The organism is Streptosporangium lutulentum (assembly GCF_030811455.1).
Lineage (GTDB): Bacteria > Actinomycetota > Actinomycetes > Streptosporangiales > Streptosporangiaceae > Streptosporangium > Streptosporangium lutulentum.
Window position 1 is genome coordinate 2,588,057 of the sequence record NZ_JAUSQU010000001.1, and the last position, 20,574, is coordinate 2,608,630.

A 20,574-nucleotide genomic window follows, 5' to 3' on the forward strand; every position below is an offset into this window, starting at 1 on the left:
ATATCCTTTGATGCGAGCAGCCCGTACCCCGCCGAGGAGAAGAGGTAGGCACCGTGACCCCCCGAGCCACGGAGTGTGCACCCGCACCCCTGAACGGTCACTTACCTACGGGGGTGGCTGCCCGTCCCGATGACTGCTTCCCCTCGGCCATGGACGCCGAACGGGTGCAGAGCGTCCGCCGGGCACTACCGACCAAACAAACGGTGCACGAGCTCGCGCAGGTCTTCGCGCTGCTGGCCGATCCCGGAAGGCTGCGGCTGACGGCCGCCCTGCTGCACGCGGAGGAGATGTGTGTACGCGACCTGGCCGCGGCCACCGGCCAAAGCACCTCGGCCACCTCACACGCGCTGCGACTGCTGCGCCTGCACCACGTGGTCCAGGTCCGCCGGACCGGGCGACTGGCGCACTACCGGCTGGCCGACTCCCACATGCGGATGCTGTTCGACCTGGCGATCACTCACATCGGGCATGTCACCGACCCTCGTCGAGGAGAGCGAAACGATGGCTGAGCACGGACACGGGCACGGGCACGGGGTGAGCGCCGAGGCCGACCGCCGCTACCTCACCGGAGCACTGGCGCTGATCGTCGGATTCATGGCCGTCGAGGTCGTCATCGGTTTCCTCGCCCAGTCTCTGGCGCTGATCTCCGACGCCGGGCACATGCTCACCGACGCCATCGCCATCGTCTTCGCGTTGATCGCCATGCGCATCGCCGCCCGGCCGCCACAGGGCGGTTTCACCTACGGGCTCAAACGTGCTGAGATCATCTCCGCGCAGATCAACGGCATCACCCTGCTGCTGCTCAGTGCTTACTTCATCGTCGAGGGCATCCGCCGCCTGATCGTGCCTTCCGAGGTGGAAGGCCTGTATGTGGTGGTGACCGGCCTGGCCGGAATCGTCGTCAACCTGGCCGCCACCTGGCTGCTGTCTCGGGCCAATCGCTCCAGCCTCAACGTCGAAGGCGCCTACCAGCACATCCTCAACGACCTGTTCGCCTTCATCGCCACCACGATCGCCGGAGCCGTCATCTGGCTCACCGGCTGGGGCAGGGCCGACGCGATCGCCGCCCTCGTCGTCGCCGCGTTGATGCTCAAGGCCGGCTGGGGACTGGTCCGCGACGCGGGCCGGGTCTTCATGGAGGCCGCTCCCGTGGGCATGAACCCCGCCGAGATCGGCGCCAGGACCGCCGCTCTGGAGCACGTCGTCGAGGTGCACGACCTGCACATCTGGGAGGTCACCTCCGGCTACGCCGCGCTGTCGGCGCACGTCCTGGTCACCCCCGGCGCCGACTGCCACGCGATACGCCTGGCCGCCGAGCGGATGTTCCACGACACCTACGGCATCGGGCACACCACCTTGCAGGTCGACCACACCTCCTCGGAGGCGCTCACCATCGACGGCGCGGACGCCCATTGCCGCGACCCGCACGGCCCCACCCACCACGGCGGCGCCACCACTTCCGCCGGCCCGTTGGCCGGCCACGCCGATCATGAGGAGCCGGGTGATACGGCCCATCCGCCACAAGATCCGGCGTAGGGCGGAGCGCGACCAGGGAGCCGTCCTAACGGCGATCATCGAGCTCGGGGTCCATCGCCTCACGACACAAGGAATCGTCGCGGCCGATCACCTTCGGGGCGGACCGGCACCGGCCGAGCGGTCGGTGCCGGTCCGGTGAGGTTCGCCGGTAGACCTGTGATCCGGCTCGAAAACCAAGGGCACTCCCTCGCAGGAAGAGAAAGCCGATTGCCGGAGCCGCGATCGTCACCCGGTGTTTGCGGTGACGCAGACCCGGACCCTGCGAGCGGAGAAGAGGGTCCAGGCTCGCGCTGCGGGATGCCTCGTTGAGCCGGCTCCCGCTCGTACGCAGCCGCGTCGAGGCGGCCGCAGTGCTGATCGGCCTCAGGGGCGGATGGCGCCGAGGAGGCGTCCCCACCAGTAGTCGTCGAGGTCGACCACCTTGATGATGTCGCCGGTCCGCGGGGCGTGCACCATCTTGCCGTTGCCCGCGTACATGCCCATGTGGCCCAGACCCTTGCTGAAAAGCAGATCACCGGGTTGCAACTGGTTCAGGTCCAGCGGCACTCGCCTGCCGGCCCCCCAGCTCCACTGTTCGTAGGTGGTGCGGGGGAGGCCGACTCCGGCTTTGGCCCAGGAGCTTTGGGTCAGTCCTGAGCAGTCGTACGATCCCGGTCCCTCACCGCCCCACTGGTACGGCTTGCCGATCTGCGCGTAGGCGAACTGCAGGGCGAGCCTCGCGTTGCCGGAGGCGGAGCCGGTGTAGACGACGCCGGGGCTGTTGGGGTCGCCGGCGCGGAAGGTCCCCAGCCGGCGCAGCAGTTTCGTCTGCTCGGCGACCAGGCGCCTGGCCTTGTCCCTTTCCGGAGCCAGGGTGTCGCGGGCCCGGTCGGCGTCGGCCAGGGCATCCTTGGCCTTGCCGTGCTGCAGCTTGAGAGCCCGGGTCGCGGCGTCGAAGCTACGTAGCGCCTGCGCGTGTCCGGCCGATATCTGGTTGCTCGCGGCCATGCCCCTCAGGAGGGATTGAGGATCACCGTTGGCCACGAACCCCTCCCCGAGGGACGAGCCGCCGTACTGGTAGGTGCTGACCGCCATCGTGACGAGGTCGCGGCGCAAGCCGTCGACCGTTTTGCGCTGCCGGTTGTAGACCTCGTTCAGCTCCTCATAGTTTTTCTTGGCTTTCTTCCACCGCTCGTTGGCCAGGTTGTAGCGGTCGACGACCTTGCCTGCCTGGTCGTTGAGCTTTTCCAGCTTCGCCCTGGCCTGAGCGATGGTGGGCTGCGGTTCGGCGATCGCTCCGTCGAGAGGTAACAGCAGGGCGGCGATCACGAGTCCCGCCGCCACAGGTATCCGTCCGACTCTCACCGGCATGCCTGCCACGGCCACTGTGTAACGCCTTCCCGTTGCCCGAATCTCGGGCGAAATGCTACAGAAGCGGCGAGGGCTATTCACACTTTGATCCGTATTGCCATGATCATACCGGGTGATCATGTAGCGGTGCTCTGCCAAGGCAGGAGGGACGCCCGCAGCGATCTCCATAAGAAAATGGCTGGTCAGAGTAACTTTTAAGCCACCTCAAGGCTTCCGTCGCGCTCCCGGGCGCGCGATGTCCTCGGTGGAACGGAATAACTATCGGTCATAGTAGAAAAACACCTCTCGCTGCCTCGGCTCCCCGGGAGGTTCGAGGCGAGAGCTCTTCGTGCCCCGGCATCTCAGGAGAGGTTCGGTGCGCGGAGGAGACGTCCTCGATACCTCGACGACTAGAAGATCGAAATGTTATGGCAGTGGTGAGCCAGGAACGAGCTCAGGCCCGGAATCGCAACCACGGCCACCGGGCCCGCGAGAAGGAAGACGACGGCGGCAAGCCCCGCAAGGCGTTCCCGGCGCCGCAGAGGGGCCGCCGGGCTGAGCATGCGCCTGACACGGGTGAGGGCGGTCGCGCCGCCCGCGCCCAACGTGAACGCGGGCGCTCGCCCTGTGGCGAGCCGTACCAGCGCGGCGGCGATGTGGATGCGGGGATGGCGGCGGGCCGCGACGTCGTCGGCGAGGAGCTCGATCAGGCGGACGACTTCGCCCCTGGTCCGGGCGAACAGCGGCAGATGAGGAAAGGCACGACAGAGGGCTTCGGCGGTGGCCAGGACGAGGTGGTGGCGTCCGCGCAGATGGGCCCGCTCGTGAGCGAGAACGGCGGCCACCTGTTCGGGAGCAAGGGATCGCAGAGCCGCGGTGGTGATGACCGCCCTGCCTTTGCGTCCCGGCAGGCAGTAGGCGGCGGCCTCGTCGTGGTCGAGCACGACCGCGTCCAACTCGCTGTCGTGGCGGCCGAGCAGGTTGAGCATGTCGGCATGCCGCCGGCGTTCCCCTCGTGCTCCGACCACGATGACCGCCCCGCAGTAGGTGATCCTGGCCGCGATCAGAGCGGCCCCGACCAGGGCGGCGCGGACGACGGGGGAGGTGAGGATCGCACCGTCAAAGAGCATGGTTGCGCATGCCTGGAAGACCTCGGCCAGCCCGTGGCCGATCACGTTGGCGGGGATCGCGACGGCGAGCACCGAAAAGACCGCAGAAGCGATCACCGAGACGCAGGCGGCCAGCCAGACGCAGATCGCCAGGCGGGGTGCGCGCTCCGTCCATTCGCCACGGTTCAGCAGCCCAGGCACCGCGACCACCGCGACCACGGCGTACAGAGCCAGGACGGCGGCCGTCATGCGCGGCCGCCGGGCGGATACACCTTGAGCGCGGCCTCCAGCGCGACCGACTCCTCCGGGGTCAGCCGCTCCAGGAAGTGCACCAGCGTGGCCGCCTGATTGCCGCTGGAGGCGAGACTGCTGCGCATCAGGTCGGCGGTGTAGGCCTCCCGGGTGGCCACCGTCTCATAGACGTAGGCCCGGCCGACCGCCTTCCTGCGCAGCAGGCCCTTCTTGTGCAGCTTGTCCATCACCGTCATCACGGTCGTGTAGGCGATCTCCCGCTCGCGGCGAAGATCTTCGAGCACGTCCCTGACCGAGGCGGGCCGGTGATACGACCACAGGCGCTCCATGACCGTGGACTCCAAATCTCCCAGGCCACGCATCACGTGAAACTCCCATCTACCAGCGAATCATCAATGCTATCGACCGTCGTAGATCACCGGCCATGGGTCACTTCGTCATCGGCCGAGAGATGCCGGGTTCGCAGCGCCCGGCATGGCGGCGGCCTCGCCCGCCAGGGGCACGGCCGGCGCGAGGGGGACGAAGGCCGGTCCCATCAGGGCCGGCCCCGGCCGATCGCCTCGGGCGGGTGCCACGTGCAGCGACCGACCGGCCGAAAGCCGGTAGCCTTCGGGAAGGACAGCCACGAAAGAGGGGGAGGGGCTGACGGGTGCGGCTCGGCAACCTGGAACGTTCGATCATGGAAGCGTTGTGGAACCACCCCGAGGGCATGCTCGCCCAGGACCTGGCCGATGTTCTGCCCTCGACGCCCGCGGTCACAACCGTGCTGACCGTGCTGGTGCGGCTGTCGCGTAAGGGTTTGGTCACGCGTGAACGCACCGGTCGCGCCCATCTGTATCGCGCCAATGACGGCAAGGACGTCTTCGTCGCCGAGGCCATGCGTGAGGTGCTCGACGGCGCCGGCGATGTGGAGGCCGCGGTCAGCCGTTTCGTCGGCAGCGTGTCGCCGCAGGTGGCCGCCGCGCTGCGAGACGCACTCAACAGCCGTGACCTGGGCTGAGGCGCCGTGATCGTCTGGCTGGTCGCGGCGGCTGCGGCGTTGGTGCCCCTGCTGCTCGGAGGCCAGGCCGCCGAACGGCTGGCGGGCGCCGACTGGACGCGCAGGTGTCCCCGCGCCGCGCTGGTCATGTGGCAGGCGATCGGCCTGGCCGGCGGAACCGGGGCGATCGGCGTCGGCCTGGTGGCCGCGGTGGCGCCGCTCGCGGCGGTCTTTCCGCACGGCGCGCACACCCTCATTCGCCAGATCCTCGACGGCCGGGGGCTGGACGGCCTGGGACCGGCGCACATCGCCGCGCTGGTATGGAGTGTCAGCTTGATCGGCTGGTTGTCGCTGCATACCGTACGGATCGCGGTGCGCACGGTTCGAGCGCAGAGCAGGCAGCGGCTGTTAGTGGACGTCACGGCCGACCTTGGCGTGATCCACGGCGCCTATGTGTTGCCCGGCGCCCGTCCGATGGCCTACTGCATCCCCGGCCGTCGCGCCCGCATCGTGCTCAGCGCCGGCACGCTGGAGCTTCTCGGCGCCGAGGAGCTTGAGGCGGTGCTCAGCCACGAGCGGGCACACGCCACGGGGCGTCACGACCTGCTGCTGCTTCCCTTCCTGGCGCTCGCGCACGCCTTCCCCTGGCTTCCCGCCGCGACCACGGCCCGTCAGGTCGTTCCCGTGCTGCTGGAGATGCTGGCCGATGACCAGGCCCGTCGCGCCCACGGAGATCTGCCGTTGGCCCGGGCGCTGGTGCGGATGGCCGCCCCGGTGACAGGTCCCACCGCGGTGGGGAGTCTGGCCCTGGCCGATACGGCGGTCGTGGATCGCGTGGAGCGGCTTTTGGGGCGACGGCAGCGGCCAGGCTGGGTGCCGGCCGTTGCCTACTGCGCCGCCGGCCTGCTCCTGAGCGGGCCGTTGGCCGTGCTGATCGCGCCTGTGCTGTGCATCACCGTCTGGCCGACCTGAGACACGGGACCATCGCGCACTGCGGCGAGGCGTGAAGAGCCCGTCGACGGCAGACGTCCCGGCATCGAAAAGAAGCGGGCCACGCCGGCGGCGTGGGCGCCCGGCACCACTGAGGCGGCGAGATGCATGTTCCTTATGTCTGCCATATTCGACGTGAAGTAGAACTTCTACGTAGTGTAGAAACAAGGAGTCCGATGGGTGACGACGCGCGTGCGACGATCAAGCAACGACTTCCGTGATGCAGGTCCGGCAGCGCGGGGCCGAGCGTGTGCGCACGGTCGCCGTCATCGGTGCCGCGGTGGTGGCGCGCGGCGGCCTGGTCGCGCCGGCGACCGTGCCGACCCTCAAGGAACGGAGCCGCTCGTCGCTGGACGCGGTGCGGACCGTCGCCGTCACCCGGCGCGAGCGCGGGCCCGGCGCTCGGCCGCCTCCATCGTGGCCGCCCGGAACCGCGAACTCGATCTGATGAAGCGTACGCTCACTACCCGAGGGGCTGCCGATGTACTCCCGGCTGGCTGAACGGGCGCTCGTCGGTGGCGCCTTGCGACGAAGGATGCAGGCCCTTCACACCTCTGCGGCGTTGATCAGGTTGCACGACACCGTTCGCGGCGGACACGGGCTGGCGGTCGGCTATGGCCGAGATCACGGGATCACCGTTTGCTTGGAGCACGCCGGGATGGCGACGGTCGACGTCATCGACCTGGGCGCCGAAAGTCGGCACGATCGCCTGGCCTCGCTGCGGGCCGGCTACGACATCGTGGGCGACTTCGCCGTCATCCAGTTTCTCAGCCACTGGCGTGCCGCCGTGTCACAGGTGGCGAGAATTCTCCGCCCCGGTGGTCTTTTTCATTTCGAGGTGTTCACTGCCCGAGCACTGGATCGGCCGGCGGTGGGTCTTCTCTTCGATCGCCGCGGGGTCGGGCGGTTCACCGCCGAAGACTTCCTGACCGAACTTGACGCCAACGGGTTGCCCATCGTGTGGCGCACGACGCGCGAGCACGGCCAGATTCTTCTGGGCGTCGCACAAAAGCCTCGAGACGGCTAAGGGCGGCGGCATGTCCCTCGCTGTCGCCGTGGCGTCGCGGGTGCCGCCATCACGGGTTCGGCGTCCGGTGGGATCCCCCGATGGTCGTGGCCGTCGCCGTGCGATGAGGGCTCGGTGATCACCACAAGGCCGGGCGTGAGGATCGTCGTGCCGATCAGTACGGTGAGGCCGCCTGGCCGCCTCCGATGGCCACCAGGCCCGGTTGGGCGAAACCGCCGACGATCGGTGGCGCGATCACGCAAGAGACGCCGTCCGCACCGATGCCCTGGTAAGGGCAACGATCTCTAAAGCATCGCCCAACACTCCCACCCCGCCGTTGGCACCCTCCTATCTTCTACATCTGGTAGAAGATAGGAGGGCTCCGTGCCTTGCAAACCACCCTTTAGGAGCGGAATATGACGACGAACTTGAAGATAACCTTCGGCATCGCCGCGGTTGTGGCGGCGATCGTCGCGATGATCGCTGTCTTCGGTGATTTCGGAGCGCGACCCATCGAGTCCGCCGCCGATACGACCGCAGGACGGAGCGCTCCCACTGATGTGCTGGTACGCCCCGACAGTCACACGCTGTCCACCGCGGCCGACGGCAAGGTCACCCTGGTGGAGTTCCTCGACTTCGAATGTGAGGCCTGTGGCGCGGTCTTCCCCCACATGGAGCGCATCCGCGCCGAGTACGACGGGCGGATCACCCTCGTGGTGCGCTACTTCCCGCTGCCGGGCCACCGCAACGGCGAGCTGGCCGCACGCGTCGCCGAGGCCGCCGGCAAGCAGGACAGGTTCGAGGCCATGTACGCCAAGCTGTTCGAGACCCAGAGGCAGTGGGGCGAGGCCTCCGAATCCAAGGAGGCGTTCTTCGTCGACCTGGCCAAGCAGGTGGGTCTGGACATGACCGCCTTCCAGGCCGATCTCGCCGCCCCGGCGACCGCGCAGCGGGTGAAGAAGGATCAGGACGACGGGCAGTCACTCGGCATCCAGGGCACACCCACGATCTTCTTCAACGGCGCCCAGCTGACCGAGGAGCCCAGCTACGACAACCTGAAGGCCAAGATCGACGCAGCCCTCGCCTCGTGACCACCGTGAAGACCGGCCACCCCGCAACCGCCGTCGAGATCTCGCCGTCGTCGTCGATCGTCACCCGATCGCTGCCGTTCGTGCTGACGATCGGCGGCGGCCTCGGCCTCCTGGCGGCGTTCCTGCTGACGATCGAGCGCCTGCGCCTGGCCGCCGACCCCGCCTACGTCCCCACCTGCAGCATCAACCCGATCCTCAGCTGCGGATCGGTCATGAAGACCGCGCAGGCCTCCGTCTTCGGCTTTCCCAACCCGTTGCTGGGCATCGCGGCGTTCTCCGTCGTGACGACGGTGGGTATGGCCCTGCTGGCGGGAGCCCGCTTCCGGACCTGGTTCTGGTACGGCCTGCAGGCGGGCGCCCTGGCCGGTGTCGTCTTCGTCCACTGGCTGATCTTCCAGAGCCTGTACACGATCGGCGCCCTGTGCCCGTACTGCATGCTCGTGTGGATCGCGACGATCCCCGTCTTCTGGTACGTCACGCTCGCCAACCTGCACACCGGCCGCATCCGGCTGCCGCGCGGCGCGCACCGGGCCGCCGCGGCGGCGACCCGGTATCACACGAGCGTGCTCATGGTGTGGATGCTCGCCATCGTCGGCCTCATCCTGCAGCGCTTCTGGTCCTACTGGATCACGCTGCTCTGAGGTCCGGTCATGCGCCCGAACGGCGACGCCGGCTGATGACGGCGCTGAACACCGCCATGACGGCGATAAGGCCGACGACCACCCAGAGGAACACCGAGGAGCCCCCGCCTGCCGACCCGCCGGTCTCGTTCGCCTGAGGGATCAGGGTCGGCTCGACGGGCTCGGCGCTCGGCACGGGAGAACCGGCCGTGGGCGTGCCGGACGCCTCCGAGACAGCCGCACTCGGGGTAGGCGTGGGGGACGCCGAGGCGATCACGGTGAAAGGGATCTCGCCGGTGCGGGGATGTCCGTCGGAGGAGATCACCCGAAAACCGATCGTGTACTTGCCCGCGGGAAGCATCCCGGACAACTTTTGGACGACCTTCTTGCCCCGCAGTTCAGCCTCACCGGCCTGAAACCGCTCGCCCGAGGTGTTCAGCACGGCCACCTTCGGGAACTTCACCGCCCGTTCGAACTCCAGCGTCACTTCGCTGACGTCGGTGACCTTGGCCCCCTTGGCCGGGTTGCTCGATTTCAACACGTCATGCGCTTGGGCCGCCGTCACCGGCCACAACGCCGCGGTGAGAACGACAAGCAAGATCGCTGACCTGTGCAAGAGCATGAAATGGACTCTCTTCCCGTACGTTGTGGCGCCTGCACCGCATCGGACGCAGGCATGAATCGATTTACTCGGGCGGCGAGCCGTCACCCGAGGACTTCCGTTCGGCATGCTCGGCAGCCTTGGCGCGCGCCTCACTGCGCACCAGCCAGACAATTCCGGCGACGAAAGCACCACCGACCACCAGCGGCGGAACAAGCGCGGACACGACCTCGAACATGAAGCGACCCCACTGTCATCCAGACTGACCGCATTGAACTTCTACATTATGTCGAAGATGGTTGTCTCACTGATACGTCCCACAGTGCGGTACGCGCCCGCGCTCCAACACGCTGCTCGATCTCTGAATCTTTGCGGCTTTTCGCGCCTGTCAACGTTGGGAGCGGATGCGGTCGGCGATCCCGGCCACCAGGGTCTCGTCGTCGCCGAGCCTGTCGCGGATGAACGCCTCGTACGGGTCGGCGCGCCGTGACCGCCACTCTCCGGCGGCGGTGGCGCAGGCGGGAGTGGTCCGGTCCCGTTCGGGATCACGGGTCTGCACCAGACGGTACGGCTCGCGGGCGTGCGCCTGCTCTTCGGCTGTTCGCCGTGCGCCTTGCTCTGAAGTACGACCGTGAACGTGCCGCGCGTGATTGACAGTATATATGCCTGTTTGGCTATATTGCTGAGACGGAAAATACGAGGATCGCATGTCCCGTCGGCACGGAACATCGGCGGCACCGCTCGACCGGACTGTGATCTTTCCGCGCCCACACGACGAAGGGATGGCACCATGCTCGGCACGTTGAAGCCAACCGATGACGGCCGGTTCGCCCTGAGATTCGAGCGCAGGTTCCGCCACCCGCAGGCAAAGGTCTGGCGCGCGATCACCGAGACCGATCAGCTACGCGCGTGGTTCGTGCAGATCCTCGATTACGACAGGCTCCGGTTCGATCTTGGGCCAGGCGCCCGGCTCGTCTTCGTCCCGAAGGCGGAGCACGAGGCGATGGGCATCGGCTACGGCCAGGTCACCCGGTTCGATCCGCCGAACCTCCTGGAGTACACCTGGGACTCCGAGAAGCTTCGATGGGAGCTGGAACCCGATGGCGACGCCGCCTGTCGCATGGTGTTCACGAACATCTTCGACGATCGCGATTCGGGGGTCTCACTGGGCGCCGGCTGGCATGCCGGGCTGGATCTCCTGGAGGCGTCGCTGGACGGCCGAGAAACGAACCAACCGGCATGGGAGTCTCCGCAGGCCGACTACGAGCGCACCCTCGGCTGATTTTGATGGAAACCGCGTTCGAGGTGCTGGCGGAGCCCAAGCGCCGCGAGATCCTCAACCTGCTCCGAGACGGTGAGCGCCTGGCCGGCGACCTGGTCGGCAGGCTCGCCCTGACGCAGCCGACGGTCTCGAAACATCTGAAGGTGCTCCGCGAAGCCGGCTTGGTCGAGGTACGCGTAGACGCACAGCGCCGGTGGTATCGGCTTCGACCCGAACCGTTGCTGGAAATCGACAATTGGCTCGCGCCGTACCGGCACCTCTGGAGCGACCGGCTCGACGCCCTCGAACATCACCTCGACGCGATGCCGGACGACGAGCCGGAGACTCCGGAGGGTTCGCCCTGACGATCCCGGAACCCTCGATTTGATGCCCGGCGCCATGCGCGGACGCGGCGTGAAGCTCCGGTACCTGCCGACGCCGACGCCGCGATCGAGGGCTTCCGTGTGTTCGGCGGGCGCCATCCAGCCGGGCACGCCTTCGCCGTCGGGCCCCGTCGTCCGCGTCCGCGCCCAGGGCATCTTCGGCGGGTCGAGGTCAGCCGCGCGTGACCGGCTCAGCGGGTCGGCGGTGTTCAGCGGCTGTGTTCCGGAGCCGGTCAGTGCCCGGGTCGCCGGTGGCCGGTCTCCCAGGCCCACGCGGCGATGCCGACCCGGTTGCGCGCGCCGAGCTTGCGCTGGATGTGGGCCAGATGGGTCTTGACGGTCCCGGCGGTGATGTACAGCTCGGCGCCGATCTCCGCGTTGGTCCGACCGTCGGCGACCAGGGAGACGATGTCCAGCTCCCGGTCGGTCAGCGGCTGCGCCCGGCCCGGCTCCTCGTGTCGGCCGGACAGCTCACGCAGCAGCCGTACGGTCACCGACGGGCTGATCAGGGCGTCGCCGGCCATCGCGGCACGCACCGCCTCGATCAGCAGCCCGGAACCCGAGTGCTTGAGCAGGAAGCCGCAGGCGCCGTGGCGCAGCGCGGTGTGCACGTAGGCGTCCAGGTCGTAGGTGGTGACCACGACGACGCGCGCGCTGACCGGCGCGCCGGGGGAGCAGAGGATCCGGGTCAGTTCCAGCCCGTCCATCCGCGGCATCCGGATGTCGGCGATCACCACGTCGGGCCGGAGCCGCCTGGTCGAATCCAGGGCTTCGACGCCGTCGGCGGCCTGGCCGACCACCTCGATGTCCGGCGCGGCGCCGAGAATGGTGCGGAACGCGAACCTGATCTGCTCCTGATCGTCGGCGATGAGTACCCGGATGGTCACGGCGCCGGTTCCACGAGAGCGCCGGGAAGCTCGGCGCGGACTCGCCAGCCCGCCGGAGGCATGGGCTGGGCGGTGAAGACTCCGCCGAGCGCCTCGATCCGCTCGGCCAGGCCGGCCAGTCCCACTCCGCCGCGACGCCGGCCCGCGAGGTCGCGCGGCGCCTGGCCGGCGTCGCCTGCCTGGTCGGTGACCGTGAGCACGACGCCGCCTCCCACGGAGCCGGCCAGCTCGACGGTGACCGCGGAGCCGGGGCGAGCGTGCCGGCGCACGTTCGTGAGCGCCTCGACCACCACGCGGTACACGGTCGTGCTCGCCTCCTGACGCAGCGCCCGGTCCAGTCCCGGGGCCATGTCCAGCTCGATCGGGCCCGCGCCTTCGCCCGCGTAGCGCGCGATCAGCTCGGGCAGCTCGCTCACGCCGGGCGACGTCGTGGGGCCGGCTTCCGCGCCGTACTCCAGCTCGCGGAGCATCCGGATCGTCCGGTCCATCGAGGCGAGCGCGCGGGTGCCGTCCGACTCGATCCGCCGCAGCACCCTCGCGGTCTCGTCGGGATCGCCGCGGAGCAGCACCTGGGCGGCCTGGGCCTGGACGACCATGGCGCTGACGTCATGGGCCACGAAGTCGTGCAGGTCGGTGGCGAGCTGGACGCGCTGCGTCCGGCGGGCCTGCCGTACCGCCTGGACCCTGCGGACGTCCAGCCAGCGCAGGTAACAGCCGGCCGCGGCGCCCACGAGCGCCGGCAGTGACCAGAACGCGCAGACCGCGAAGGGCTCCCACCAGATTTCCCGTGGCGGGCCGGTGACCGGGAGGCCGAGGGCCGCCGAGGCGAGCACGGTCAGCGTGCCCGCGGCGGCGGCCTGCCGGATCGGTGACCACCGGCACGCCAGCGTGACCATGGCCATCAGCGCCGCGGTGTGCAGCAGCGACCACGAGCCGCCGGGGCCCAGCGGCGGGCGGGTGAACCACACGGTGACGCAGACGAGCGAGATGAGGCAGACGGCGCCGACGGCCATGCCGAGGACCCGGCGGGTGCGGGGCCACCCCGCGACCAGTACTCCCAGCGTGCCGAGTGTCAGCGCGGCGGGCACCGCCAGGAGCGGGCTCGTGCCGGGGTGCAGCGCTCCGGCCAGGGCGAGGGCGGCGACCAGTGGGGCGGCGGTCAGGAGCACCCGTGCGGCGAGGCGTTCGACGCCCCCTCGCTCCGGATCGGCGGTGACCGCATCGCTCAGCACGAACCCACCATAGAGCGGGCCGGGCGCGTTCGGCGTCTGCCGATCGGCAGATACCGGGGCTGCCGGGGCGGCTGCGAGTCTCCAGACTGCGTGCCGCTCATCAGGGCGGCGCCAGACTCCAGGAGGAGAGATGACCCATTCGAATCCGCCCGCACCACGGAACGGGGCGTACCGTCCCGGCACTCGGTTCGGGGGACGTCGATGACCGCGACCGAGGCGGTGACCGCGCGGCACGACGCCGGCGTGGTGGAGCGGCTGTGGGGGCTGGTCCCCTACGCGGCCGCCCTGTGGTGCCTGGGCTACGGTGCCCTCGCCGTGTACTGGGCGTCCGGCGGTGCCGGGTTCCCCTTCGGCGCAGGCGACCCCAGGGGCGTGGAGACGGGGAACTGGCTGGCCACCGCCGAGCCGGGAACGGTCGGCGTGGTCATCGCCTGCGGCTGCGCGGCCGGTCTGGTCGCCGCGCTGGCCGGGCGGTCGCCGTGGGCGCGGTGGAGCTCGCCCCGGGTGGCGGCCGTGGTGCTCCTCGTGGTGGCGGTACCGCTGCTGCTGGTGATCCCCGACGTCCGGGTGCTCCAGAACATGGCCTACGGGCTGCACGGACACGCCCTGGTGGACTGGCCGTTGATGAACCAGCTGCTGTGCGCCTTCGGCGGCATGCTGCTCGCCGGTACGGCGGCGTCGTTGCTGCGCGGCCCGCGCTGCCCGCGGTGCGACCGGACACACGCCGCGCCGGGTTCGGCGGCGCGCTGGGCCCGAATCGGCCGCTGGGCGACCGCGGTGGCGGTGGTGGCGCCGCTGCCGTACGCGGTGCAGCGGGCGGTGTGGAACCTCGGCGTCCCGCTGGGCGTGGACCGGCGATTCGTCCAGGGCCTGGCGGCCGACATGGTCGCGAAGGGGATCGGGCCGCTGGTCGAGTACAGCCTGCCGCTGTCGGCCGTGGGCGGTGCGCTGCTCACGCTCGGGCTGTCCATGCGCTGGGGCACGGTGCTGCCGGGATGGGTGCCCTACCTGGGCGGCCGGCGAGTGCCCGTGGCGCTGGCCGTGGTCCCCGCCACGGTCGTGACCGTCGCCGTCGTCGCGGCCGGGCTGATGATGTACCGGTTGTTCATTCTTGACGGCCTGCCCGTCACGGGCAGCGGCGTGGTCGGCCTGCTGTGGCTACCGTGGGGGATCGGGCTGGGCCTGGCCACGCTGGCCTACCATCGGCGCAGGCGGGCGACCTGCTCCGGCTGCTGACCCCGCATCCCGCAGGACCGCGCCGAGGCCCGCCGCCGCCATGCCTTACCACGGTTCGACCAGGCCGGACCGTCTTCTCTCCGGGTTCGCGGTCCCGCGCGCCCACCGCACTTCAGTCCATGGAGTCCGAGGAAACCCTCTCACGTCGAGTGGCGGTGAGGTGAACGACGCGTCCGACAGGACGGTCAGCGGTTGAGTGGATTCTCAGCGTCCCTCAGCGAGGTCACAGGTCTGACGGAGCAGGCTTCACCGAGTCGTCGTGTCACGGGACCGAGGAGTCCGGATGAGAGCCGAGGCGTTGAGCGGGTGGCGCGGGTGGTCGGGGCCGGGCTGATCGTTTATTCGTACATGCTCGCCATCAGTCTTGCCACCATGCTGTTCGGCCAGGTCGACCACTGGGGGAGCCTGTTGACCCGCGCTGCCGGAGCGACGGCGGGCGCGCTGACGCTGGCGTGTGCCGTCGCCGAGCAGCGCAGGGTCCGGCGGGCCTGCTCCCACTGCGCCCGAGTCCACGGCCGTTCGCCGGAGCGGCGCACCGATCCCACACCACGGTGGGCCTACCTTGCCGCCTACGTCGCGATCGCTGGTTGCGCGGCTCGTGTGACCGTGCTGGTACTCGACTCCGTCACGGCGCACAAGCCGCTGCCGTTCGCGCTCGGTCCGCTCTTCGGGATCTTCGTCGTCCTGCTGATCCTGGCCGGCACCCTTCTGCCGCTGGCCTTGGTTCACCGGTTCGGCAGGATCTGGCCGCGCTGGGTGGCCCCGCTGGCAGGACGGAATGTGCCGCGATGGCTTGTGCTCGGACCCGCCTTGTTCGTCGGCGCGAGCTTGGCCGGCTACTTCGGCGTGGCCGGGATGACGGCGTGGCTCCTCGGCAAGGGCAACCTGGCCCAAGCCCCGCTCTGGAAGGTGTCGATGGAGATGTTCGGCTACACGTCGTGGGGCCTGGGCCTGCTCGCCGCCGCTATGTCCTACTCCGGTCTGACCAGGCCGGACTGTCCTTTCCCTGGGCTCGCCGTCCCGCGCACCCCACGAACGTCGTCATGATCGAAGCAATGGTTGATCACCAACACGGCACGGTCCCGGACCCTCGTCGAAGTCCGGCTTCCCTCCGGACCGGCGGCGTAGCCGTTCATGAAGAGCGTCGACCCCGAGTCGGCGCGTGTGCGCTGAGGCGGCGCAGGACTTGTCAGCGTGGGTGCGCACCCGCATGATCGGATGTCCGCTGCCTGAGGCGGCCTGGCGGCACGAAGGCGGTTGCGGGAAGTGGAGGCACGACGGTGAGTCAGACAGAAATGATCATGTCGTCTCGTTCCTTCGTTGAGTACCGGGCGATGTTCGCGATCGACGACCGCGACTTGGACGGCGTCATTCTCGACTGCGGCGGTGGGGCGTCCGGTTTCGTCGCGGAGGCCAGGGCGATGGGAGCCCGGGCCCTGGCGGCGGACCCGCTCTACGCGCATGGCGCCGCCGTGCTCGCCGACCGCCTGTCGGCCGGCCTGGACCAGGGCAATGCGATGATCAACGCGAACGCGGACCGGTTCGTGTGGGAGTGGTACGGCTCGCCGGAACGGCGTCAGAAGATGCGCCGCGACGCCAGGAGCGAGTTCCTGGCCGATATCCGCCGGCATCCGGATTCGTATCTCGCAGCCGGCCTGCCACATCTTCCGCTGGCTGACGAAAGTGTCGACCTGGTGCTGTGTTCACACCTGCTGTTCACCTGGGCCGGGCGCTTGGATCGGGAGTGGCACCGGACGGCGATCACGGAAATGAGCCGGGTCAGCCGGGGTGAGGTCAGAATCTTTCCCCTGGTCCGCCTGGGCGACGGTGAATCGGTCGACTTTTTTGACGCACTTCAGGCGGATCTGCGAGCTGAAGGGCTGGTGTGCGCGGTGCGCGAAGTCCCCTATGAGTTCCAGCGCGGCGCCGACCACATGCTGACCGTGGGTAAGGCGAAGGGCGGGCTCTTGTGAAGATCCCGGAGGATCCTGTCGATGAGGTATCGCGCCGCGGTGGCGAGTACCTCGAACAGTCGAGCCGCTTTCACGACCTCGTGCGACCGGTCGCATCCAGCGTGACCGGTCGCTTCTACGTCGTCTGCTGCGCCGTCCGGCCGTGAGTGCCGGCCGGACGGCTGGGGGAGGGCTTTCACGGTGCTGATGTCCGCGGGTGCTGGAGGAGTGCGCCAGGCCGTCACCGTGCTTGCCTTCCAGCGGGTACGGCTGATGACCGGGGCAGGGGAGTGGAAGGTGACCTGACGACGGGGGAGTCTTCGGTGAGGATGCACGTGACCGAGTCGGCGTCGCCTGCGATCCGCAGGCTCTTGTCTCGGAACGGGAGGGCGCCGTCGGGTTTCCTGTGGGTGCGGTGAACAAGACTCACTTATTGATCTACATTGTAAAGGCATCCGGTTGATTTCAAGATCATTTACAATGGACTAAAGACTCAAAACCGGCCTGCTTGGCCGTCCGTTGTCACGGTGGGTTTCACGGCCGGTCCCGGCCGTCGCGACGTGCCGGTCGGAGATCACCCTGTTTGCCCGGCGATCCATTCGATGAGCGGTGGTCTGACCGCGGCGCACAGTGGCTGTCCCTTGGCGTCGGTGAGGCGAAGTCGGGCGAGGAGCAGCCCGGAGCGTGTGGCGGCTTCGGCGGTGGCCGGGTCGATGGCGTCGATCATCAGCTTGGCTCGCCGGAACGGGGTGAAGGCGCCGGCCTCGTCCATGGTGCCCCATGAGAGGTAGATGAATCGGTCTTCGGGGCGGCCCTGAATGTAGGGGCCCTTGAGGTCGACGCCCGACGGGGTGGTGGTCGCGGCGCACTCCAGTGTCCAGGTCGCCGACGTGGCGCCGCCGGGCTGCGGGTCGAGTAGGTCCTTCGTGCGGTCTCGGTGTTGGACCGCGACGTGGATGCCGGTGTAGCCGGGGAAACCAGGGGCGGTGGCGCAGCTGTGCCCCGGCAGGTCGAAGGCCTCGATCTGGATCTGCATGGGGCCATCTTCCTCCCAAGGGGGCCTTTGGTCGTATCCGAGTCCCGGAGGCGACCCCTGAGGCGTGGAACTGTCGGATGGCCTCGGCGACGGTGTGCGCGGGGGCCGCCGGGCCGAGCACGGGAGGCCCGATCTTCGCGCCAGGTCCGGGGCGGTCGCGTCCGAGCGTCACGCCGGCCGGGCGAGTTTGGCGGCCACGGCGTCGAGGACCCAGTCCAGGCCGGTCGCGAAGGACGTCTCGGCGTCCACCTCCGTGCCGTCGTGCACGACCTTGGCCAGCATCGGGAAGCGGCCCGTGGCCAGGATCCTGCTCACATGCGGGCCGTGGGCGCGCTGCCAGTCGCGCTCGGACAGGCCCGTGGCACGCTCGGCCCGCAGGTTCGCGATCTCGCGCCTGATCGCGCCGATGAAGTAGGCGCTGACGGTCTCCACGGCGCGCAGGACGGTGTCGAGGTCGGCGAGGCCGTCGAGGGCGGCCAGCGTGGTCTCGGTCACGGCGAGGGCGTTCGGGCCCAGGGCCGGACGGCCGCCGAGCAGGTCGGCCAGCCATTCGTGGCGGAGGGTGGCCTGCCTGGTGCGGTGGGCGTGGATACGCAGTGCCTCCCGCCAGTCGCCGGGCCGCTCCTCGGGGAGGATCTCGGCGTGGACCTCGTCCACCATGAGGTCGAACAGTTCCTCCTTGGTGGAGATGTATCCGTACAGCCGCATAGGGCCGGCGTCCAGCCGGGCGGCGACTTTGCGCAACGACACCGCCTCCAGCCCGCCCTCGTCGGCCAGCGCGATGGCGGCGGCGACGATTCGCTCCCGGTCGAGCGGCACGGGGCGAGTCGGCGGCTCGGGCCGGTCCCACACAGTCATGGTTGCATCGTACTGTTGCGATACATCGTCATAGTAAAATACAGTGTATCGACATGAGACATCGTATCGCCGTAATCGGAGGCGGCCCCGCCGGCCTCACCTTCGCCCGCGTCCTGCACCGCCACGGTCACCCCGTCACCGTCCTCGAACGCGATCCCTCCCCCGACGCCCGTCCCCCGGGCGGCACGCTCGATCTGCACGAAGGGATGGGCCAGCTCGCGCTGGACAAGGCGGGGCTGCTGGCGGAGTTCCAGGCGCTGTCCCGCCCCGAGGGGCAGGCCATGCGCATCCTGGGCACGGACGGGACCGTCCTCCGCGACTGGCGACCCCGTCCGGGTGAACCGGCCCATCCCGAAGTCGACCGCGGGCAACTCCGTGACCTGCTGCTCGGCCCCCTCGACGTTCAGTGGGGGCGGGACGTGACGGAGGTGGTGCCGGGGACCCGGGACGGCGTGCTGGTCCGCTTCGCGGACGGGCGGCAGGAGACGTTCGACCTCGTGATCGGCGCGGACGGCGCCTGGTCCCGGGTCCGTCCGGCAGTCTCGTCGGTGACGCCGCATTACACCGGCGTCACCTCGGTCGAGACCTCCCTGGACGACGTCGACATCCGCCACCCCGACCTCGCCCGGCTGATCGGCGACGGTTCCATGGCCGTGTACGGCGTGAACCGCTCCCTCGTCGCCCAGCGCAACAGCGGCGGCCACGTCAAGGTGTACGCCAAGTTCCGCGCGCCGCTGGACTGGCACACGAACCTGGACCGGCATATGGACCTGAACCGGCGCGCGGGCCTGGACGCAGGCCTGGACGCGGGCCTGGACCTGGCCGACGTCGAGGCCGTGCGATCAAGCCTGCTGGCCCTGTTCGACGGCTGGGCCGCTCCCGTCCTCAACCTCCTCCGCCACGGCACCGCTTTCGTCCACCGCCCCTTCTACGTCCTGCCCGTGTCCCACACCTGGGCCCACGTCCCCGGGGTGACGCTCCTGGGCGACGCCGCCCACCTGATGCCCCCGTTGGGGGCGGGCGCGAACCTCGCGATGCTGGAGGGCGCCGAACTCGCCGAGTCCGTCGCCGCCGGCCCTGGCGATCTGGACGAGGTCGTCCGCGCCTTCGAGGAACGGATGTGGGCACGGGCCGGCAAGTGGGCGAAGATCACGACGGCCGGTCTGGAACGCCTCGTGAGCCCGGACCCCACCGAAGCCCTCGCCCTCTTCGACGAAGTTCAGCCATGACGAGGACGTCGCTCCCGTCTCTCCGCTCAAGCACGCCAACCTCAACCGCCTGGGCCGCTACAGCTTCACGGTGGGTGGGCGTCGTTGAGTTACTCGCGTACCTGGGCGTTCACCGGGGGATGCGCGTCATCGCTGTCCGCGCCCAGGCCTGCGAGCAGGCGCAGCCCGTCCTCGGCGGGGCTTCCGGGGGCCGCGGACAGAACCAGCAGCTCCATGCCTGTTTCATTCGGTAGTGCGAAGTTCTCCTGGTGCAGTTCCAGCAGTCCGACCAGCGGGTGCCGGTACGCCTTGCGTCCGTGTGCGCGGGCGCGCACGTCCGCGCGGGCCCAGAGGCGGCGGAAGCGCTCGCTGCCCATTGCCAGCTCACCGATGAGCGAGGCCAGACGGGGGTCCTCGGGGTATTTGCCGGCGGCCAGGCGCAGGTGCCCGACCACGTCGAGGGTGCATTTTTCCCAGTCCGCGTAAAGGCCGCGCTCGGCCTCCTCAAGGAAGATGTGCCGGGCGGTGTTCAGGCCCGGCATCGGCCGGCCGAAGAGGAGCCCGGCGAGGCGGTTCCCTGCGAGCACGTCCAGGCGGTGGTCCATGATCAGCGCGGGTGCGTCGGCGACCAGGTCGAGGACGCGCAGCAGCTCCGGCCGGACCCGCCCGCCCGGCGCCTTCGCGCGGCGGCGGCGCTGCCGGGCGAGCCGGTAGAGGTGCCCGCGTTCGGTCTCGTCGAGGCCGAGGACGCGGGCGAGCGCGTCGAGGACCTGCTCGGAGGGCTGGGTCGCGCGGCCTTGCTCCAGGCGTACGTAGTAGTCGACGCTGACTCCGGACAGGTGCGCGACCTCTTCGCGGCGCAGCCCTTCGACCCGGCGGCGGCTGTCGACGGGGATGCCGGCGGCCGCCGGGTCGACCCTGGAACGCCGGGTCCGCAGAAAGCCCGCAAGATCGTCCATGTTCCCAGTATGGCATCGGTGGTGCAGGTGAAGGTGGCCCTGCCATTAC

25 protein-coding genes are annotated in these 20,574 nt (G+C 69.4%); 14 read left to right on the forward strand and 11 right to left on the reverse strand.

What is annotated here, in order from left to right:
• Positions 1 to 113 precede the first annotated feature (113 nt).
• Both J2853_RS11145 and J2853_RS11150 read left to right on the forward strand, forming a co-directional pair.
• Positions 114 to 509: an ArsR/SmtB family transcription factor gene (locus tag J2853_RS11145; protein ID WP_307557025.1), complete on the forward strand. Its 396-nt coding sequence runs from the start codon at positions 114 to 116 to the stop codon at positions 507 to 509.
• Positions 502 to 1,536: a cation diffusion facilitator family transporter gene (locus J2853_RS11150; protein ID WP_307557027.1), complete on the forward strand. Its 1,035-nt coding sequence runs from the start codon at positions 502 to 504 to the stop codon at positions 1,534 to 1,536. The genes J2853_RS11145 and J2853_RS11150 overlap by 8 nt, the downstream gene beginning before the upstream one ends.
• Positions 1,537 to 1,899: 363 nt before the next feature.
• Here the strand turns inward: J2853_RS11150 and J2853_RS11155 are convergent, their stop codons facing one another.
• The 3 genes from J2853_RS11155 to J2853_RS11165 all read right to left on the reverse strand — a co-directional run bounded on the left by J2853_RS11155 (position 1,900) and on the right by J2853_RS11165 (position 4,588).
• Positions 1,900 to 2,886: a C40 family peptidase gene (locus tag J2853_RS11155; RefSeq protein ID WP_307557030.1), complete on the reverse strand. Its 987-nt coding sequence runs from the start codon at positions 2,884 to 2,886 to the stop codon at positions 1,900 to 1,902.
• 389 nt (positions 2,887 to 3,275) lie between these two features.
• Positions 3,276 to 4,223, reverse strand: a complete 948-nt coding sequence (locus tag J2853_RS11160) for a M56 family metallopeptidase (protein WP_307557032.1) — start codon at positions 4,221 to 4,223, stop codon at positions 3,276 to 3,278.
• On the reverse strand, positions 4,220 to 4,588 hold the full coding sequence (locus tag J2853_RS11165) for a BlaI/MecI/CopY family transcriptional regulator (protein WP_307568654.1): 369 nt from the start codon (positions 4,586 to 4,588) through the stop codon (positions 4,220 to 4,222). Before J2853_RS11165 ends, J2853_RS11160 begins: the two co-directional genes overlap by 4 nt.
• A gap of 287 nt (positions 4,589 to 4,875) precedes the next feature.
• Here J2853_RS11165 and J2853_RS11170 point away from each other — a divergent pair, with 287 nt between their 5' ends.
• From J2853_RS11170 to J2853_RS11195, 6 genes are all read left to right on the forward strand, one after another.
• Entirely contained in the window at positions 4,876 to 5,226 is a 351-nt protein-coding gene (locus J2853_RS11170; RefSeq protein ID WP_307557033.1) for a BlaI/MecI/CopY family transcriptional regulator, read from the forward strand.
• Positions 5,227 to 5,232: 6 nt separating this feature from the next.
• Positions 5,233 to 6,177 (forward strand): M56 family metallopeptidase, encoded by a 945-nt coding sequence (locus J2853_RS11175; RefSeq protein ID WP_307557035.1) that lies wholly within the window; start codon positions 5,233 to 5,235, stop codon positions 6,175 to 6,177.
• A gap of 238 nt (positions 6,178 to 6,415) precedes the next feature.
• Positions 6,416 to 6,643, forward strand: coding sequence for a hypothetical protein (locus J2853_RS11180; protein WP_307557037.1), 228 nt, complete (start codon positions 6,416 to 6,418; stop codon positions 6,641 to 6,643).
• A gap of 33 nt (positions 6,644 to 6,676) precedes the next feature.
• Positions 6,677 to 7,222 (forward strand): class I SAM-dependent methyltransferase, encoded by a 546-nt coding sequence (locus tag J2853_RS11185; RefSeq protein ID WP_307557039.1) that lies wholly within the window; start codon positions 6,677 to 6,679, stop codon positions 7,220 to 7,222.
• Between the two features lie 395 nt (positions 7,223 to 7,617).
• Complete coding sequence (locus tag J2853_RS11190; protein WP_307557042.1) at positions 7,618 to 8,292, forward strand: DsbA family protein; 675 nt, start codon at positions 7,618 to 7,620, stop codon at positions 8,290 to 8,292.
• Entirely contained in the window at positions 8,289 to 8,933 is a 645-nt protein-coding gene (locus J2853_RS11195; RefSeq protein ID WP_307557044.1) for a vitamin K epoxide reductase family protein, read from the forward strand. Before J2853_RS11190 ends, J2853_RS11195 begins: the two co-directional genes overlap by 4 nt.
• Positions 8,934 to 8,940: 7 nt before the next feature.
• On the opposite strand, the gene J2853_RS11200 is transcribed toward J2853_RS11195, so the two are convergent.
• From J2853_RS11200 to J2853_RS11210, 3 genes are all read right to left on the reverse strand, one after another.
• The gene (locus J2853_RS11200) at positions 8,941 to 9,510 is read right to left on the reverse strand and encodes a copper resistance CopC family protein (RefSeq protein ID WP_307557046.1); all 570 of its coding nucleotides are present in this window, start codon (positions 9,508 to 9,510) and stop codon (positions 8,941 to 8,943) included.
• Positions 9,511 to 9,598: 88 nt separating this feature from the next.
• The gene (locus J2853_RS11205) at positions 9,599 to 9,751 is read right to left on the reverse strand and encodes a hypothetical protein (protein WP_307557047.1); all 153 of its coding nucleotides are present in this window, start codon (positions 9,749 to 9,751) and stop codon (positions 9,599 to 9,601) included.
• Positions 9,752 to 9,901: 150 nt separating this feature from the next.
• Positions 9,902 to 10,072, reverse strand: coding sequence for an SAM-dependent methyltransferase (locus J2853_RS11210; protein WP_307557049.1), 171 nt, complete (start codon positions 10,070 to 10,072; stop codon positions 9,902 to 9,904).
• 231 nt (positions 10,073 to 10,303) lie between these two features.
• Here J2853_RS11210 and J2853_RS11215 point away from each other — a divergent pair, with 231 nt between their 5' ends.
• Both J2853_RS11215 and J2853_RS11220 read left to right on the forward strand, forming a co-directional pair.
• Complete coding sequence (locus J2853_RS11215) at positions 10,304 to 10,795, forward strand: SRPBCC family protein (RefSeq protein ID WP_307557051.1); 492 nt, start codon at positions 10,304 to 10,306, stop codon at positions 10,793 to 10,795.
• Positions 10,796 to 10,800: 5 nt separating this feature from the next.
• Entirely contained in the window at positions 10,801 to 11,139 is a 339-nt protein-coding gene (locus J2853_RS11220; protein WP_307557053.1) for an ArsR/SmtB family transcription factor, read from the forward strand.
• 251 nt (positions 11,140 to 11,390) lie between these two features.
• Here J2853_RS11220 and J2853_RS11225 read toward each other — a convergent pair whose 3' ends face one another.
• Positions 11,391 to 12,044: a response regulator gene (locus J2853_RS11225; RefSeq protein WP_307557055.1), complete on the reverse strand. Its 654-nt coding sequence runs from the start codon at positions 12,042 to 12,044 to the stop codon at positions 11,391 to 11,393.
• Positions 12,041 to 13,276: a sensor histidine kinase gene (locus tag J2853_RS11230; RefSeq protein WP_307557057.1), complete on the reverse strand. Its 1,236-nt coding sequence runs from the start codon at positions 13,274 to 13,276 to the stop codon at positions 12,041 to 12,043. Before J2853_RS11230 ends, J2853_RS11225 begins: the two co-directional genes overlap by 4 nt.
• A gap of 201 nt (positions 13,277 to 13,477) precedes the next feature.
• On the opposite strand from J2853_RS11230, the gene J2853_RS11235 reads away from it, so the two are divergent.
• The 3 genes from J2853_RS11235 to J2853_RS11245 all read left to right on the forward strand — a co-directional run bounded on the left by J2853_RS11235 (position 13,478) and on the right by J2853_RS11245 (position 16,485).
• The gene (locus J2853_RS11235) at positions 13,478 to 14,512 is read left to right on the forward strand and encodes a hypothetical protein (protein ID WP_307557059.1); all 1,035 of its coding nucleotides are present in this window, start codon (positions 13,478 to 13,480) and stop codon (positions 14,510 to 14,512) included.
• Positions 14,513 to 14,818: 306 nt separating this feature from the next.
• A complete protein-coding gene (locus tag J2853_RS11240) occupies positions 14,819 to 15,559 on the forward strand; it encodes a hypothetical protein (RefSeq protein WP_307557061.1) in 741 nt (246 codons plus the stop codon).
• Between the two features lie 287 nt (positions 15,560 to 15,846).
• Positions 15,847 to 16,485 carry a methyltransferase domain-containing protein gene (locus tag J2853_RS11245; RefSeq protein ID WP_307557062.1) on the forward strand — a complete coding sequence of 213 codons (639 nt, stop codon included), beginning with the start codon at positions 15,847 to 15,849 and terminating at the stop codon, positions 16,483 to 16,485.
• Between the two features lie 553 nt (positions 16,486 to 17,038).
• Here the strand turns inward: J2853_RS11245 and J2853_RS11250 are convergent.
• On the reverse strand, positions 17,039 to 17,500 hold the full coding sequence (locus J2853_RS11250) for a DUF5990 family protein (protein WP_307557064.1): 462 nt from the start codon (positions 17,498 to 17,500) through the stop codon (positions 17,039 to 17,041).
• A gap of 168 nt (positions 17,501 to 17,668) precedes the next feature.
• A complete protein-coding gene (locus J2853_RS11255; protein ID WP_307557066.1) occupies positions 17,669 to 18,358 on the reverse strand; it encodes a TetR/AcrR family transcriptional regulator in 690 nt (229 codons plus the stop codon).
• A 53-nt stretch (positions 18,359 to 18,411) separates the two neighbouring features.
• Between J2853_RS11255 and J2853_RS11260 the strand changes: the two genes are divergently transcribed.
• Positions 18,412 to 19,587 (forward strand): FAD-dependent oxidoreductase, encoded by a 1,176-nt coding sequence (locus J2853_RS11260; protein WP_307557068.1) that lies wholly within the window; start codon positions 18,412 to 18,414, stop codon positions 19,585 to 19,587.
• An 89-nt stretch (positions 19,588 to 19,676) separates the two neighbouring features.
• On the opposite strand, the gene J2853_RS11265 is transcribed toward J2853_RS11260, so the two are convergent.
• On the reverse strand, positions 19,677 to 20,525 hold the full coding sequence (locus J2853_RS11265; protein WP_307557070.1) for a helix-turn-helix transcriptional regulator: 849 nt from the start codon (positions 20,523 to 20,525) through the stop codon (positions 19,677 to 19,679).
• Positions 20,526 to 20,574 lie beyond the last annotated feature (49 nt).

Coding starts and splice junctions, on each gene's coding strand:
- J2853_RS11205 (WP_307557047.1), bottom strand. CDS start 9,751: ATGTTCGAGGTCGTGTCCGCGCTTGTTCCGCCGCTGGTGGTCGGTGGT.
- J2853_RS11255 (WP_307557066.1), bottom strand. CDS start 18,358: ATGACTGTGTGGGACCGGCCCGAGCCGCCGACTCGCCCCGTGCCGCTC.
- J2853_RS11160 (WP_307557032.1), bottom strand. CDS start 4,223: ATGACGGCCGCCGTCCTGGCTCTGTACGCCGTGGTCGCGGTGGTCGCG.
- J2853_RS11185 (WP_307557039.1), top strand. CDS start 6,677: ATGTACTCCCGGCTGGCTGAACGGGCGCTCGTCGGTGGCGCCTTGCGA.
- J2853_RS11150 (WP_307557027.1), top strand. CDS start 502: ATGGCTGAGCACGGACACGGGCACGGGCACGGGGTGAGCGCCGAGGCC.
- J2853_RS11235 (WP_307557059.1), top strand. CDS start 13,478: ATGACCGCGACCGAGGCGGTGACCGCGCGGCACGACGCCGGCGTGGTG.
- J2853_RS11215 (WP_307557051.1), top strand. CDS start 10,304: ATGCTCGGCACGTTGAAGCCAACCGATGACGGCCGGTTCGCCCTGAGA.
- J2853_RS11265 (WP_307557070.1), bottom strand. CDS start 20,525: ATGGACGATCTTGCGGGCTTTCTGCGGACCCGGCGTTCCAGGGTCGAC.
- J2853_RS11220 (WP_307557053.1), top strand. CDS start 10,801: ATGGAAACCGCGTTCGAGGTGCTGGCGGAGCCCAAGCGCCGCGAGATC.
- J2853_RS11250 (WP_307557064.1), bottom strand. CDS start 17,500: ATGCAGATCCAGATCGAGGCCTTCGACCTGCCGGGGCACAGCTGCGCC.
- J2853_RS11260 (WP_307557068.1), top strand. CDS start 18,412: ATGAGACATCGTATCGCCGTAATCGGAGGCGGCCCCGCCGGCCTCACC.
- J2853_RS11155 (WP_307557030.1), bottom strand. CDS start 2,886: ATGCCGGTGAGAGTCGGACGGATACCTGTGGCGGCGGGACTCGTGATC.
- J2853_RS11165 (WP_307568654.1), bottom strand. CDS start 4,588: ATGCGTGGCCTGGGAGATTTGGAGTCCACGGTCATGGAGCGCCTGTGG.
- J2853_RS11245 (WP_307557062.1), top strand. CDS start 15,847: ATGTTCGCGATCGACGACCGCGACTTGGACGGCGTCATTCTCGACTGC.
- J2853_RS11180 (WP_307557037.1), top strand. CDS start 6,416: ATGCAGGTCCGGCAGCGCGGGGCCGAGCGTGTGCGCACGGTCGCCGTC.
- J2853_RS11190 (WP_307557042.1), top strand. CDS start 7,618: ATGACGACGAACTTGAAGATAACCTTCGGCATCGCCGCGGTTGTGGCG.